Origin of the sequence: Marinobacter sp. MIT930201 (assembly GCF_047122665.1) — a bacterium.
Taxonomy (GTDB): Bacteria; Pseudomonadota; Gammaproteobacteria; order Pseudomonadales; family Oleiphilaceae; genus Marinobacter; species Marinobacter salarius.
Map to the genome: position 1 here is coordinate 71354 of NZ_CP138916.1, position 15930 is coordinate 87283.

10 protein-coding genes are annotated in these 15930 nt (G+C 57.5%); 4 read left to right on the forward strand and 6 right to left on the reverse strand.

The window, feature by feature from the left end:
* Positions 1–212 precede the first annotated feature (212 nt).
* From SIC19_RS00355 to SIC19_RS00365, 3 genes are read left to right on the forward strand one after another with little or no spacing between them, the layout of a single operon-like run.
* On the forward strand, positions 213–830 hold the full coding sequence (locus tag SIC19_RS00355; protein ID WP_091642083.1) for a peptidylprolyl isomerase: 618 nt from the start codon (positions 213–215) through the stop codon (positions 828–830).
* A gap of 29 nt (positions 831–859) precedes the next feature.
* A complete protein-coding gene (mnmC, locus tag SIC19_RS00360) occupies positions 860–2773 on the forward strand; it encodes a bifunctional tRNA (5-methylaminomethyl-2-thiouridine)(34)-methyltransferase MnmD/FAD-dependent 5-carboxymethylaminomethyl-2-thiouridine(34) oxidoreductase MnmC (RefSeq protein ID WP_127401148.1) in 1914 nt (637 codons plus the stop codon).
* Between the two features lie 60 nt (positions 2774–2833).
* Complete coding sequence (locus tag SIC19_RS00365; protein WP_127401147.1) at positions 2834–3466, forward strand: HPP family protein; 633 nt, start codon at positions 2834–2836, stop codon at positions 3464–3466.
* A 25-nt stretch (positions 3467–3491) separates the two neighbouring features.
* Here SIC19_RS00365 and SIC19_RS00370 read toward each other — a convergent pair whose 3' ends face one another.
* The 5 genes from SIC19_RS00370 to SIC19_RS00390 form a co-directional block, all read right to left on the reverse strand.
* Complete coding sequence (locus SIC19_RS00370; RefSeq protein ID WP_127401145.1) at positions 3492–6242, reverse strand: hypothetical protein; 2751 nt, start codon at positions 6240–6242, stop codon at positions 3492–3494.
* A 151-nt stretch (positions 6243–6393) separates the two neighbouring features.
* Positions 6394–8424: an NAD-dependent DNA ligase LigA gene (gene ligA / locus SIC19_RS00375; RefSeq protein ID WP_127401143.1), complete on the reverse strand. Its 2031-nt coding sequence runs from the start codon at positions 8422–8424 to the stop codon at positions 6394–6396.
* A complete protein-coding gene (gene zipA / locus SIC19_RS00380; protein WP_085680822.1) occupies positions 8421–9425 on the reverse strand; it encodes a cell division protein ZipA in 1005 nt (334 codons plus the stop codon). The genes ligA and zipA overlap by 4 nt, the downstream gene beginning before the upstream one ends.
* Before the next feature lie 141 nt (positions 9426–9566).
* Positions 9567–13061 (reverse strand): chromosome segregation protein SMC, encoded by a 3495-nt coding sequence (smc, locus tag SIC19_RS00385; RefSeq protein WP_127401141.1) that lies wholly within the window; start codon positions 13059–13061, stop codon positions 9567–9569.
* A 1-nt stretch (position 13062) separates the two neighbouring features.
* On the reverse strand, positions 13063–13746 hold the full coding sequence (locus SIC19_RS00390; RefSeq protein WP_036208039.1) for a GntR family transcriptional regulator: 684 nt from the start codon (positions 13744–13746) through the stop codon (positions 13063–13065).
* A 272-nt stretch (positions 13747–14018) separates the two neighbouring features.
* Between SIC19_RS00390 and SIC19_RS00395 the strand changes: the two genes are divergently transcribed.
* On the forward strand, positions 14019–14948 hold the full coding sequence (locus tag SIC19_RS00395; protein ID WP_091642067.1) for a GGDEF domain-containing protein: 930 nt from the start codon (positions 14019–14021) through the stop codon (positions 14946–14948).
* Here SIC19_RS00395 and rluB read toward each other — a convergent pair whose 3' ends face one another.
* Positions 14949–15923: a 23S rRNA pseudouridine(2605) synthase RluB gene (gene rluB, locus SIC19_RS00400; RefSeq protein ID WP_091642064.1), complete on the reverse strand. Its 975-nt coding sequence runs from the start codon at positions 15921–15923 to the stop codon at positions 14949–14951.
* Positions 15924–15930: the final 7 nt, after the last annotated feature.

A 15930-nucleotide genomic window follows, 5' to 3' on the forward strand; every position in this document is an offset into this window, starting at 1 on the left:
GCCGTACAACCTGGCCCGGTCAGAGTGCATCAATGCCACTGATGCGATAAAAGGTTAGCTGATAGTCATGAACTCCGCAGGGAATATGCCCGACTTGACAAGTATTATCTGCTAACATCCTGCAACAGACTGGATTCATGGGAACAGTATCGCAGCAAACATTCCCGAAGCTACCTACTATTCCCTGAACTAACTACGTGAGCCATTATAGAATGACAAATTTCGTAAAACCGTTTCGTTATGTGATGCAAATCGCTCTATCTGTAACCTTCATGCTGGGTATCGGCAACTGCCTGGCGGCAGAAGGGCAACAGAATGAGCTGCCCCAGGTGATTATTGAAACCAGCGAAGGTGCCATTGAGGTGACTCTGCGCCCGGACATCGCTCCCGAGACCGTTGAGAATTTTATTACCTATGCCAAAAACGGGTTCTACGAGGGAACGCTGTTCCATAGGGTCATTCCAGGTTTCATGATCCAGGGCGGCGGTTTTGATCAGGATCTAAACCAGAAGCAGACCCGTAGCCCCATCCGGAACGAAGCCAGGCCAACCGCCAAAAACCTTCGCGGAACCATCGCCATGGCCCGCACAAGCTCACCGGACTCCGCCACGTCCCAGTTTTTTATCAACCTGACCGACAACGATTTCCTGAACGCAGGTGTCCGCGGCCCGGGCTACGCGGTATTTGGTAAGGTAACAGGGGGAATGGGTGTCGTGGATGCCATCGCCAGCAAGAAAACGGTGAGATCCCGAGGCATGGCGGATGTACCCCAGGAACCCGTCATTATTCGTAGCGTTTCGGTTCGGCAAACCGATACCGCGACAGAGTAGCCCGTTAAGCCTACTGACCGGATACAACGATCGTGACTGACCTCAGCCTCCCCTCCATTGAAACCGCCGACATTGATTGGAGCAATGGCGCGCCCCGCTGTCGCCGCTTTGGCGATGTTTACTTCTGCAGCGAGAATGGTCTTGAAGAAGCGCGATACGTGTTTATCGGCCAGAACCGGCTTCGCGAACGTTTTTCCTTATTGCCCGCAGCCTCCTCCTTCGTCATCGCGGAAACGGGGTTTGGCACTGGCCTGAATTTCCTCGCAGCCTGGCAAGCCTGGAATGAAACAGCCACACCACGCCACGGTTGCCTGCATTTCGTCTCCGCCGAACGCCACCCGTTGACTCCGGAGGACCTTGCCCGAGCACTTACGATGTGGCCGGAGCTCAAGGTTTACGCTGACCAACTGCTTGAACAATATCCTGCCCCCATCACCGGCACCCATCGCCTGGTACTCGCCGGCGGTCACGTCAGGCTGACCCTGTTTTTCGGCGACGTAGCCGATGCCTGGCGTGAGCTGGATTTTCAGGCGGATGCCTGGTTCCTGGACGGTTTCGCGCCCGCTAAAAATCCGGGCATGTGGACGAGTGAAGTCATCGACGCGATGCCGGGCCACAGCAAGCCCGGCGCGACGGTCGCCACCTTTACATCCGTTGGCGAGGTGCGGAGACGGCTGATTGCTGCTGGCTTCGCCATGCGAAAAGCACCCGGATTTGGCCAGAAATGGGACATGTTGACCGGCACACTGGGTGATGCCACCAGCCCCGGAACACCACCAGCCGCGAATGATGTTGAATCCATTGCCATCATCGGCGCCGGGGTTGCCGGCAGCCTGCTCGCCCGGAATCTGGCGGAGCGGGGATTGCATGTCACGGTGATTGACCAGGCTCAAGAGGCTGGAACAGCCGCCTCTGGCAATATCCAGGGTGCGCTGTATGTCAAACTGGGCATTGAGTTCAACGATCAGGCAAAGCTCGGTCTCTCATCGTTGCTGTTCAGTCAACGTTACTATCAACAGTTCGGCGGGGAGCACTGGCATCCTTCCGGGCTTGTTCAACTGGCGCACAGTGATAGCGAGCAAGACCGTCAGAACCGCTTCATCGCCCGCAACGACTATCCAAGCGCCGTATTGCAGCAGATCAGCCCGGAACAGGCGTCTGAGCTTGCCGGCATTCCGCTGACTCGGGGAGGCCTCTGGTTTCCTCGCAGTGGATGGCTTGAGCCCGGCGGCCTTTGCCGGGCATTGATAGAGCACGAGCGGATCTTTCAATGTTTTGGGTTTGACGTCCACCGACTTACTCCCTGCAACGGCAAATGGCATATCGCAGGTAACGGCGAGCAGGATGTTGTGGTCGACCGGGTGGTGATATGCGCCGGCCATCAGACACCGGACCTGATTCCGTTGAAGGGCGGCTTCCGTTTTCGTGCGATTAGAGGGCAAGTAACCCACTTGCCTGCGAAGGCGGTCAATTGCCCTGATGTAGTGGTATGTGGATCAGGGTATCTCAATCCCGCCCACGGTGGCATGACACTGGCGGGTGCCACCTTCGATCTTCATGACTCATCGCCAACCCTTTCCACCGAAAGCCACCGGGATAACCTTTCAATGCTGGATGCGATGGTTCCAGGCTCGGTAAACAGGGATTCAGGCGACGTTGATCCGGCGAAACTCGATGGCAAAGTCGGGTTTCGATGCACAACCCATGATTATCAGCCGGTCGCTGGTCCACTAGTGGACGCTTATGGGCAACCATTGGAAGGCATCAACCTGTTTACCGGCTTGGGCAGCAAGGGGTTGAGTTACGCTCCCCTGCTCGCAGAGTACCTTGCCGACCGGCTCTCCGGGCAGCCTGTCTGCCTCCCCGGATCCCTGGCAAAACGGGTCGCGACGGGCCGCTGCCACCGCGTGGAAATAACAGAGCAGGAAACTATTAGCGCCTGAAGAAATCAAATTGTCTGCCGATAACCGGAGAAGGCCCTGTTGTAACCGGAGCAGATCATTATGTCCATTCATGTCAGTGAACCCGGCAGACCCGTTGGGACACGCCTGCCGGAGATATTCCGGGGCCGCCGCGTAGGTGACGTTACAGAACTGAGCGAATCCCACAATATCGATGTTCAGCACAGTGAGGCAACCGACGCCGAGTTCCAGCTTGCCGCCCGCTCCGGACGGCAGCGTGCCATTGAGGAATACAGTGCCGCAGCGTCCGGTGAACCCAAAGAGCGGCGGGCCTACCTGCCGGTATCCCAGATCTGCACCCCCGCCCTGCACTCTCTGCCAGCCACCGCAAGCGTTGCTGACGCGATGGAAGCCATGGATGAAAACGGCGTCAACCATCTCGTGATTACCGCGGACGGTAACGTAGCAGGGCTTGTGGATCTACGCTGGTTGCTAGCCTGGCTCCACGAAACCGATGCAAACGCCATGAGCGCGAGCTTCGTGAATATCGAACTACCCGCCTTCCTGACCTCGTCGCCCGAGACCGATGCCCACCAGTTGGCAAGGCTGATGCTCGCTCACCAACTGAATGCGGCCCTGGTGGTTGATGAGAGGGGCCAGTCAGCAGGTATCGTCACCAGCACCGATTACCTGAAGTTGTACGCCAACGCCAGCCGGCACGAGGGTAGCGTATAGCAGTGGGCACATCGCCCGCATTCGATTAATGCAACGGCAGCCCCTCTCCAGTAAACAGCCGAACCTCCCAGGTCTCAGAGGCACCACTGACGATTTTGACCAGGGCTGTTATTTCGTCATCGCGGTAGTTTTCAAGCCGTTCTATTTCACCCTCAGCACCCACCAGTGGCAACTGAGTTCTCCATTCCCGGCTGCTGTCAGTGTCATCATCGCTGTTTTCTTCCAGTGAAATTCTCGCCAGGATCGGCTGAGTCTGGCTGTTTCCCTCGCTTTCGCTGAAATTACCGTTGGTACTTCCTGCAACCAGAATGTCCCGGTCGTAAGTGCGCACCGCACGTAAAGACTCAGTGGATGCATCATCCAAGTCATTGAACGTAAAGGCGCGAGTGACATCTCCCAACGCCGTATAGGACAATGCAAACCCGGCCTGGCTGTTGATCTGACGGCGCTTCAGTGAGCGGTTCCCATCGCCAGACTCGACGCTATAGTTGCCGGTACTCTGGCCCACCAACCAGACATTGTTGGTCCCGTAGATGCCGCCGGAGAGATCTTCGTTGCCAGCGGTTCCACGCTGCCTGACGTTAATTGTACTGTCTGCGCTGGAGGCAATATAAAAGAACGCGTCTTTTCCGCCAAGTTGGGGTTGGCCACTCACCGCGCCTGAGGAATCCCCGATCAGCAGCGGACTGCTGGTGGACGTACTGCCTCCTACAACCGACTCATCATGCCCTGCCGACCCGACCTGTCGTATCCAGGCAACCACCGGCACAACCGAGTTGCCGTCAACGGTAGTGTCAATTCTCTGGAGAAAACTGTCCACACCACCAGCAGCGTTTTCGTTCGTCCACTGGCCATTGGTTTCGCCGGCGTTTACAACGTAACCACCGTCTTCATCAATCCCGGTCCACCGGGGAAAATCATCACCGGATGTGCCGGTCACGATGCCCCAAACCGGTACATAACTGTCCGGATCCTGAGCGGTGTCAAAAAAGTACAGCAAGGTATGAACATCCACACCATTGCCGCCAGGGGCACCGTCCGGTGTCTGTTCACTGCCGAACGACACGACGAATTCGTAGCGGGTAACGTCGTCATCTCCTTCCTTAAAGTTACGTTCGACAAAACCGATAACCGGTTCCCCACCCTGGGCAATAGCGGCCTCTGACAACGGCTGCTCCGTTACTTCCCCTTTCTGCGTGACGATACGCACCCAGGGACGGTCACCATCATCGATACGATAGCCTGCAATGAAAAGACGACCGTTGTGCCCGAAGGCCGTGTCGGTGGGAACAAAGGCCGCACTGTTGCCCACCTCAATCGGTGAAGTCAGTTCGTTGATGTTCACCCGCAGTTTGTCCGCATCCGCCGAGGCCGCGAAATTCTCCCTTCCGGACTGATAACGTTCGTCCAGACCCAAAAGAAGGAAACGATCGTTTTCCAGCTGGCCGTTGGTGTAGTCGTCGGGAATGCGGATACGAAAGCGCATTTCCTCAACGCCCTCGGCAAAGGTCAGGAGATCCCCTTCCACCCACTCGCCATTCCCGTCCCGGACTTCCACAAGGAAATCCTCGCCCAGAATCACATCGGAGTCATCATCCTCTCCAAGTTTCACGCTATAAGCACCGGCTCGTTCACCGCTGATTAAAGCAACATACTCGCGAACTTCGCCGACATTAAGCGCATCGCGGGTACCGCCGGCCTCGGTTTCCAGGCGCACTGTTGGCTCATTGTCCGCAATCCGCAGTAATTCCCTGACACCGGAATTGGAACTGCCAAGCCCGGCGAGGCCGGACCGCACCTCGGTCAGTCGGATGTTCAGGGTTTCCAGGGGTTCGGCCTCGGTGTCCTCGATAACTTCCAGGCGGATGTAACATTCGGTGATTCCGGGCTCCAGAGTAATCACCCCCTTGGACAGGAACCCATCATCGTCTGGCTGATACTGAAGATAGGAAGGCACTGGTAAGGTCGGTTCGCTCTGCGTCCCCAAACCAACAATGTCCTTGCCGATGATCGCCTCGTTGTCGTTGGCGGCGCCATTTTCACAACGCTGATGAGGGGGATCAATATCCTCGTCACAGCGTTGTGGATTAAAGCTGGAGTCCAGCTCAAAGGCCACCGACACACGGGTGACAGAAGGCTGATCAAGCAGTACCCGCACAAGAACGGGATAGGTGGCGCTGGTGCGTTGAACGGTTTTAACGACGGCGCCATCATCGTCGTACTCGTTCACCTCATATGTCTGTCGACCGATTTCTCCGATCTCCGGAGCCTCACACCGATTATCCCGTTCCTCCGGCGCCTCGAACGCCTCTCCCTCGGTAAAATCGTCGATGGCCAGGCTGAGCACGTTTTCCCGGACCTCAATGTCAAATGGCTGTGTACCGGCCGCACGGCCATCATTGCCAACCAGAGTGATGTTCTCCGTAGTGCCGAGGTCATCACGGCCTCTCGAGCCACCGGTCAGCCCCGGAACGCCCCGCATGATGACGCCCTGGCGTGCCTTGTTGCTGGTGTCTTCCAGCGCCAGCCAGGACGGTGCATTGGTGAGTGAATAATCGAGAATATCGTCGCTGTCGAAAGCGCCAAAATTGTAGGCGTAGTCAACGCCCAGATAAGCTTCGTCCGGCGGTGTTCCCAGAATGTAGGGGTCTTCGGCGTCCTGTTCGGTCTTGCAACCGCCAATGACAACCAGGATCAGTGACAGCAGGGCAAGACAGCCCCCGCGAGGAAAACAGCGAAGAGCACAGGAGAGGCAAGAGAGCGAATCGGCGCGCATGAAAAAGTCCGTTTCAGAGCATTGTTTTTATAGGTGCTTTACACACCGTTACAGAACAAGCTCATGGTAATCAATTTCACGGAGGCAGGATCTGCGCGAGTTCTCAGATTCTGGCCACGGACGAACCATAGTGTGCGCCGTGGCCAGAGGTTTATTCCAGGCCGTGGGTACCAAGAAAATCGACGAAGGCGGACTCGTCCATTACCGGGACTCCCAAATTCTCGGCCTTCGTCAGCTTCGAACCGGCGGCTTCGCCGGCAACAACACAGGAGGTCTTGCCGGAGACGCTTCCCGCTACTTTGGCCCCAAGGGACTCCAATTTTGCCTTGGCGTCATCCCTCGTCATGTCGGACAGTGACCCCGTCAGTACCCAGGTCTCTCCCTTCAGCGGCTTTTCACTGGCGGTGATCTCTTCGGTCTGCCATTGAACCCCAGCGTCTTTCAGGGCCTGAATGGTTTCCTGGTTGTGGGTCTGGTCGAAGAAACTACGAATGTGGCCGGCGACAATGGGCCCAACGTCAGACACCGACTGCAGGGCATCCTCGTCAGCCTCACCAATGGCTTCCAGGGTGCCAAAGTGGCTGGCCAGGGCCTTGGCGGTTGCCTCGCCCACCTCCCGAATACCAAGGGCATACAGGAATTTCCAAAGGACCGGGTGGCGGGAGCGATCAATGGCATCGATCAGATTACCCGCGGATTTATCACCCATACGTTCAAGACCCGTCAAATCGGCTTTCTTTAACAGGTACAGATCCGCAACCGTGGTGACCAGTTCCCTGTCCACCAGAATATCAATCCACTTGTCCCCCAGCCCTTCTATGTCAAGCGCCTTTCGGGATGCATAGTGCCGGATGGCCTCCTTGCGCTGTGCCGGACAGAACAGCCCGCCAGAACAGCGGGCCACTACCTCGCCCTCGATCTGCACAATGTCAGACTGGCATACCGGGCAGGCGTCCGGAAGCTGGACTTCACGGGTATTGTCAGGGCGACGTTCGGCCACAACCTTGACCACCTGGGGAATCACATCCCCCGCCCGTCGAACGAACACGGTGTCTCCGATACGGACACCCAGTCGCTGGATTTCGTCCATATTATGCAAAGTGGCATTGCTTACGGTGACGCCTCCCACAAATACCGGCTTGAGCCGGGCGACTGGCGTAATCGCGCCGGTACGGCCGACCTGAAATTCCACGTCTTCAATGACCGTCAGCTCTTCCTGCGCCGGAAATTTCTGGGCAATGGCCCATCGGGGGGCTCGGGAGACAAACCCCAACTGCCGCTGCAATGCCAGGCTGTTTACCTTGAAGACAATGCCATCGATTTCATAAGGTAGGCTGGCACGCTTATCCATCAGCTCATTGTAAGCCTGCAGACAGTCCTCCGCGCCGGTCGCCCGACGCATCTCAGGGTTGATCCGGAAACCCCAGGCACCAACCTGTTGCAGCCCTTCCCAATGGGTGGCGGGCAGCCGGCTTTCGTCCTCAAGCGCGACACTGTAGGCGCACAATTCGAGTGGACGTCGGGCCGTCACGGTGGGCTTTTTCTGTCTCAGACTGCCGGCGGCAGCATTACGGGGGTTAACAAACGTCTTCTCTCCTTTGTCCGCCAGACGTTTGTTCAGGGTTTCGAACCCTTCCCGGGGCATATAGACCTCTCCCCGGACCTCCACCAGCTCAGGGATGTTGTCACCACGAAGTCTCAGGGGCACCGACGGGATGGTACGGATGTTGGCGGTGATATCCTCACCTGTATAGCCATCACCGCGTGTAGCGGCCCGGGTCAGCACGCCAGATTCGTAATGAAGACTAACCGCCAGCCCATCCAGCTTGGGCTCGCAGACATACTCAATGTCTTCTTCGGTCTTGAGCCGATCTCTCACCCGGCGGTCAAAGTCCCTCAGTTCTTCATCACTGAACGCATTGTCCAGGGAAAGCATGGGGATACGATGGACAACTTCCTCAAAGGTGGTTTCCACCGATGCCCCCACCCGGCGAGTGGGGGTATCAGGCGTCACAATATCGGGGTATTGCGCTTCGAGGCCCTGTAATTCCCGAAACAGGCGGTCGTACTCGGCATCCGGAACCCGGGGATCGTCCAGAACATAGTACTGATAGTTATGCTCAGTGATGATATCCCGGAGTTCTCCGGCCCGGCTGATAACGTCGGGAGAGGCTTTGGTCATTGTCTGGGGGATCGTTGTTTACGTTCAAATTCGCGGATGCGTTGGCGGCAGTGTTCAATGGTTTGCGGGGTCATCACGCTGCGGCGCTCGTCCTTCAGTTCACCGCCAAGATTGCGCACCACGCACTGCGCGGTTTCCAGCATGAACTCGAAGGCCTGCATGGAATTGGTGGGCCCGGGCATGCTCATGAAGAAGCTGATACCCGGTGTGGACAACGCCGGCATATCTTCCGGCTTGAAGGTTCCTGGCTCAACGGCACTGGCAACACTGAACTGGACGGGGCTGGTGGTGTCCGACTGTTCGTGGCGATGGTAGATATCCATGTCGCCATGTTCCAGGCCACAAGCTTCGAACAGCGCCTTGAGTTTGGTGCCCTCGAAATTCTGCTCACTTTTCGCCAACACATTGATAACCACCACTTCCCGGGCCTCCGGCCGGTTGGCTCCGGCGAGGGGCTGCCCGGATTGCCGTGCTGTGGCTTCCCGCCTTGCCGTGTCTTCCTCGACCTCGGTGGTTACCGTAGGGGGAACCTCTTCGTGGTCCGGGCCAGAATCCGCTATGTCGGTTTCCGGCTCCTCGTCTACGGCCCCCCAACCGATGTCAGAATCGTAGTCAACGTCACTGGGTTCACTGGCGGCCAGATTTTCCGGCTCCGGTTCACGCTCTGCAGTCAGCTCTTGGGAGTCATCCTTACCCGTCGCGCTCGCGCTGCTGACCACCGGCCTGGTCGGTTTGGGCTCGGGCTTGGCGAAACGGCTCTTTTCCGGTTTGACGTAGCCGCGCTCTTCCAGCGTGTCACGTGAAATGGTTCGCGCCCCACCATTTGGGAGCTCAGGGTTGTAGTCCTGGTCCAACGGGGAATCGTCGAGATCGTCCGCGCCCATGCCAGAGGATATCGCGATTGATTCCTTACGGGCGCGCCTCATCCGGCGCAGGCCATCAATCACAATACCGAGTATAACCAGGGTACCGATGGCAATTAACCATTCCCTAAGAGACATAGTGGTGCTGTCCTGTTTGCAGATCAGATATCGTTGCTACTCTAAGAAAAGCCTGTAATGAATACAACGCAAACACAGGCCAGATGGCAGTTTTGTCATTTTTGCACGAACCTTGACCGCCTGTCCGCCAGCGACATGTCATCATGCTTCAGCCAACGCGGCAGCCTCGTCAACATCTACCGATACCAGCCGTGAGCATCCTGGCTCATGCATCGTGACCCCCATCAGTTGGTCGGCCATTTCCATGGCGATCTTGTTGTGGGTAATGTAGATGAACTGTACCTGTTTTGACATTTCCTTGACCATGTTGGCGTACCGCCCCACGTTGGCGTCGTCCAACGGAGCATCCACCTCATCCAGCATACAGAACGGGGCCGGATTAAGCTGGAAGATGGAGAACACTAACGCAATAGCCGTCAGTGCTTTCTCCCCGCCGGAGAGCAAATGAATGGTGCTGTTTTTCTTGCCCGGCGGCCTTGCCATGATGGCAACCCCTGTTTCCAGCAGGTCCTCACCCGTAAGTTCAAGGTACGCATTGCCGCCGCCGAACACTTTCGGGAACAGCGCCTGGAGCCCCCCATTGACCTGATCGAACGTCTCCTTGAAGCGCTGCCGGGTTTCGCGATCGATCTTGCGTATGGCGTTGTCCAGGGTCTCCAGCGCTTCCATCAGATCTTCATGCTGACTGTCCAGATAGGTCTTACGCTCACTCTGAACCTGATACTCCTGGATGGCCGCAAGGTTGATGGCACCCAGACGCTGGATCCTTGAGCCGATCTTTTCCAGGTCCTCGGCCCAGGCCTTCTCACTGGCCTCTTCGGGCAATGCGGAGAGCACTTCCTGCAGGCGGACATCCAGTTCCTCGAGCTGCTCCAGGTGATTGCCTGCACGAATCTCCAGGGCCTGGGATTCCATTTTCAGCTTCTCGAGGCTGGCACGGACGTCCTGGATGGTATGTTCTATGCGGCTGCGACTTTGCTCCCGATCACGCACCTCCTGATCAATTTCTTCAAGCGCGTCTCGGGCAGCACCCAACTTTTCCTCTTCAGCCAAGCGCCTGTCCAGCAGGCCTTCCAGCTGCATTTTCAGATCTTCAATGGGCTCTTCGGCGTTTTCGCGGCTTTCACGGAGAATGTCGAGTCGCTCGTCCAGACGCTCTTTCTGCAATTGCATTCGATCAATGGTCTGACGCAAGCCATCGCGCTGGCTGTTCAAAGACTGAAGCTGGAGTTGTAACTGGTGGGCGTGATCGCGATCGTGCCGAGCCTCCTGGCGAAGCCGGTCAAGGTTTTCACGCAGCACGTCCCGACGCTCAAGCAGCCGCTCCTTCTCTTCATCGCTGTCTTCCGTCGATGCCAGGGCCTGCTGCCACTCCTCGCGGGTTTCCAGCAGTTGTCCCTGCTGCTCCTCGAGATTCATGGACACGTCAGCAAGATCGTCACGAATGCGTTGAAGCCTCGCATCAATCTGTTCCGCACGCGCCTTGAGACCACTGATCTTGGATGACAGGGTGGCGAGTTCCCGATCAGCATCCGCCAGCCGGCCCTGGGCATCGTCCCTGGCAGCTTCCGCCCGTTCTGACTGTTCCAGCAACCGGTCCAGATTATCGGTGGCGGCTTCCAGGGAGGCTTCCGCCTGCTCTAACTCTGCTGTCAGTGCGGTGACTTTCTTCTGGCGTTCGATTACGCCAATCTGGGCTGCGTCGGAATCGGGCATCAACACCCAGTCAACGGACAACCAGGCACCCTCGGGGGTAATGACACTCCTGCCCGGCGCCAAACCTTTCTGCCGTTCCAGCGCGTCCTCCATGGACTCCGCGGTATCAACAAGCGCCAGCAAGGATGCCATGCCCCCGGCACCGGATACTTTGCTTGCGAGCCCCGTTGATGGACCATTGGCGCTGGAGTCACTATTCACCAGGGCCAAACCTCGGGGAGCATCAGCCATGTTGGCATGCATTGCTCCCAGCCCCGGTACGCTCAGCCCCTGGCTGAAGCGCCCAATTACCTGCTCTACCGCAAATTCCCAGCCATCGTCGATACGAAGTTGCGTGGCCAGTCGTGGGCTGTCGCTAAGGCTGTGTTCATTAAGCCAGGCCTGCAGGGTGTCGTCCTGGCTGCCCATCTGTTCATCCAACAAGGCCTGCTGGGATTCAAGCGATGCCCTCAGACTCTGGACCTGCTGGCGCGCCTCGGTGGCAGCCTGATCTGCATCCCGCTGGTGGTGGCGTGCCTCCTGGAGTTCGTCCTGGACAACGTTGATTCGCTCCGCGGCTTCCTCCCTCTGCAGCTCCAGGGATTCCTGCTGCTCCAGAAGGTCGTCCAGTTCCGCCCGATCAACCTGTCCTTCAAGCAGATCCTGTTCTTCACGAAGCCGTTGTTGACGGGTGCGCAGTTGCTCAATGGCATTTTCCTGGGAACGGATACTGGACTGGGCCAGTTCCGCCTGTCGGCGCGCATCCGCTGAACGGGAACTGAAATCCTCCCAGTTGTGCTGCCATTCGCTCATGGCATCCTCGGCACTCTGGAGCTTTTCTCCGGATTCCTCCGATTTCAGGACCAGCGCCTCCTGTTCGGGCTCCAACATATCCAGTTCTTCCTGGATGCCCGCCAGTTTCTCTTCATCCTGTTCCAGTTCCCGAGCCAGTTCGCGCTGATTGGCCATGGCCTGGTCCAGTTCCGCGGCCGTCTGGCGGCTGCGCTCTCGTTGGTGCTCAAGGCTCTGCTCAATGCGGGCAATATCGGCACCGGCTTCGTAGTAACGCGCCTGCGCCCGATTGAAATGTTCGTTACGTTCCTGATGGCCGTCCCGCAGGGATTCAAGAGCTGTTTCCAGGCTGACACGTTCAGACAGCTGCTTCTCGAGCTCGAGCTCGGTATCCCGGATGCGAGTGCGCCAAGTCTGAAGATCGGTGTCCAGGGACTGCCAGCGCAACACCGTCAGCTCGGCCTTTTTCTGGCGCTCTTCCTGTTTGTAGGCTTTGTACTTTTCCGCCGACTGAGCCTGACGCTCAAGGTGTTGCAGCTGCCTGCCAAGTTCGTCCCGAAGATCCGTCAGGCGTTCCAGGTTCTCCTGGGTCCGGCGGATGCGGCTTTCGGTTTCCTTGCGGCGCTCCTTGTACTTGGAGATACCCGCCGCTTCCTCGATATACACCCGCAACTCTTCCGGCTTGGCCTCGATCAACCGCGAGATCATCCCCTGCTCGATGATGGCGTAGCTGCGGGGGCCTAGCCCGGTCCCGAGGAAAAGATCGGTAATATCACGCCGACGGCATTTGGAGCCGTTCAGGAAGTATTCCGACTGCCCCTCGCGGGAAACACGGCGGCGTACCGAAATTTCATTGAAACGTACGAACTCGCCGGGCGCCGAACCGTCGCTGTTGTCGAACACCAGTTCTATGGAGGCCTGGCCGACCGGTTTACGCGCACTGGAACCGTTGAAGATAACGTCCGACATGGACTCGCCACGCAGATATTTGGCCGAGCTTTCGCCCATCACCCAGCGCACCGCATCGATGATATTGGACTTGCCACAACCGTTGGGGCCCACGACCGCTGTCATGTTGGACGGAAACGGCACCGTGGTCGGGTCAACGAAAGATTTGAAACCGGATAACTTGATGGACTTCAGGCGCATATCAGGCGCTCACCTCTTCCCTGAGAATACTCAGTACCTGTTCACGCTGATGTTCGCCAAACTCACAGATGGCGGTTTCAAGGCCGGCGGCGTCGTCACGCACCGCTGCGTCCGCAAGTTGCCGGAAAAACCGCCCGGTTTCCGCCAGTTCATCGCGGAAATTCTCAAGCGCGACGAAATAGGTCCGGCTGATCGCAGGCCGGAAGTTTTCCAGGGTTTCCTCAAGGAACGGGTTTTCCACCAACCCATAGGCGTAGCGCATTACCCCGAATCCGGCATCAATGACCTGCTCGGCAGCATCTCCGCCGGAGGAATTGAGTGCATCAATGACCGCCTGGAGCTCCCGCACCTGACCCATAACGCCAGACAGTTCACTGCCGGACCAACGCTCAAGCACCTTACGCCCCAGCATGCACAGCAAATCAATGTAGATATCATAGAGGCTGTTGACCAGTTCCGGCGTCAAACGGGACACCACGGCACCACGGCGAGGAAAAATATCCACCAGATGGCGGCGCTGGAGAATCAACAGCGCCTCGCGCACGGAACCGCGACTGACATTCAGTTCACCGGCAACCTTGAGCTCCTGGATTCGCTCGCCCGGCCTCAGGTCGCCGGTCACAATGCGCTGCCCCAGGTGCTGGGCTATCTGTTCGGAAAGACTTTCGGGGGCCTGAAACCTCATAAAGTTGGTCGCTCACTCGCTACTGGCAGCAAAGAATAAGCGCAGAAGTTTACCACAGGCACCCGTGAGCCCAATCCCCTTGTCGGACATTTTAACGATCTGGTCATGCCGGCAAACCCGTGCCGGAAATTTGGCGTGCTCGCCACCAGGTCTGTTCTAATTCTTGAGAAATCGAGTAGGAAATAACTGTATATAATTGTTATTGAACGTTAATTAAATAATGGCCCCAAACATGCATGTTTATAAAAAAATACCTTAACAGGCAGTTTTAAGTGAAACAGATTCCGTCGATCAATAAGTCTGGACCACAACCTCAGAAACTCGCGGCCCTGAGACAGGCGCACCGCGACTGGAATGAATCCCCGGATGTGCTGACAAGGCTGACCCGAAGACTGTCCACGACACTCAGCCTGGAAACACAACTGGCAATTCTGGCTGAAGAGATCGCCAGCGTGGTTCCTTACGATTGCCTGACTTACCGGCATACCATAGCGTCAAGGGATTTTGTCTATGTAACCGGTAAGGGCGGCCCCCATAGCTGCGATTATCGGCTCAACCTCGAAGGCGGCTTCTATGGCACGCTTTCTCTCAGCCGTCGACAGAAATTCACGGAACAGGAGCTCGAAGGCATAGAGTTGATGCTTGCAGCCGCCATCTGCCCCATTCGCAATGCCTGCCAGTTTTTTACCATCGAACAGGCGTCTCTGACGGATTGCCTGACCGGTGTTCCCAACAAGCGTGCTATGGACGAGGCGCTGTCCCGTGCCAGTTGTCTTGGCGACAGGCATGGAGAGCAGTATTCACTGATCCTGTGCGATCTGGACCATTTCAAGCAGGTGAATGACCAACACGGCCATGTCGTGGGTGATCACATGCTGAAACTGGCGGCCGCCGAACTCGAAAAGGCCGTCAGAAATTCCGACAGCGTGTACCGCTTTGGCGGGGAAGAGTTTGCCATTCTGCTGGCCCATACCGACGAGGCGAACGCCCGCGAGGTTGGCGACCGTATTCGCGACTTCATCAATACCATTGTCGTGGACTGCGGGGATACCGATGTCACAGTAACCGCCAGCTGCGGCGTGGCCATGAGGCTGGCAGACGAGACCGCCGACCAGTGGCTTGCCCGCGCCGACGAAGCGTTGTACCAGGCGAAAGCCCATGGCCGCAATTGCACACGGGTTTTCGCCGCTATCAGCAACTGATCAGCGTTTTCCAGACTTTGCCGGTGGCTTGCCTGATGACTTCCGGCCCGTCGACGGGCCAGCACTGTCGACCTGCCATCGCGCGCCGCCTGATTTACGCGGACCTGCCCCGGCCTGTTTACGACGCTTACGATCAAGGGTCTTTTGCTCGGACGGCGTCTTGGCCGGAATGTCCACAGGCTTCAAATCGACGGCTTTGCTCAGCGAATCCACGGCTTTCTGATCCAGCTCTTCCCACTTACCAACCGTCAGGCGGCTTGGCAGGAAAATCGGCCCGTAGCGCACACGCTTCAAGCGGCTGACCCTCACACCCTGGGATTCCCAAAGCCTGCGCACTTCACGGTTACGGCCTTCCAGAAGCGTCACATGGAACCATTGGTTGATCCCCTTTCCCCCGGCCTCGCTGATGTCCGAAAACTTCGCCATACCGTCGTCGAGCAGCACGCCCTCAGACAATCTTTTGATCATAGCCTCATCCACTTCACCAAATACCCGGACCGCGTATTCGCGGTCAATCTGGCGTGACGGATGCATCAGCCGGTTGGCGAGTTCCCCATCGGTGGTGAACAGCACCAGGCCGGTGGTATTGATGTCCAGCCGCCCAATGGCAATCCAGCGATGGTCACGGAGCCGGGGAAGGCTGTCGAATACCGTCGGTCGTCCTTCCGGGTCGCGGCGTGTGGTGACCTCGCCTTCCGGTTTGTTGTAGATGAGTACACGCCTGACCACCTCGGCCCCGGCCGCAATGTCGAGGCGCTTGCCATCCAGCTCAATGCGATCATCAACCGTGACTTTCTGCCCCGGCTCAACCGGATTCCCATTGATGCTCAGGCGACCGGCTTCGATCCAGGATTCAACTTCCCGACGCGATCCCACACCGGCTCGTGCCAGTAGCTTCTGTATGCGCTCCGGGCCGGAAACGGTGGTTTCATCCGGCTGCCGCTGTTCGGGTTTCTTGGGGCGATTGGCCGCCATGGATCTA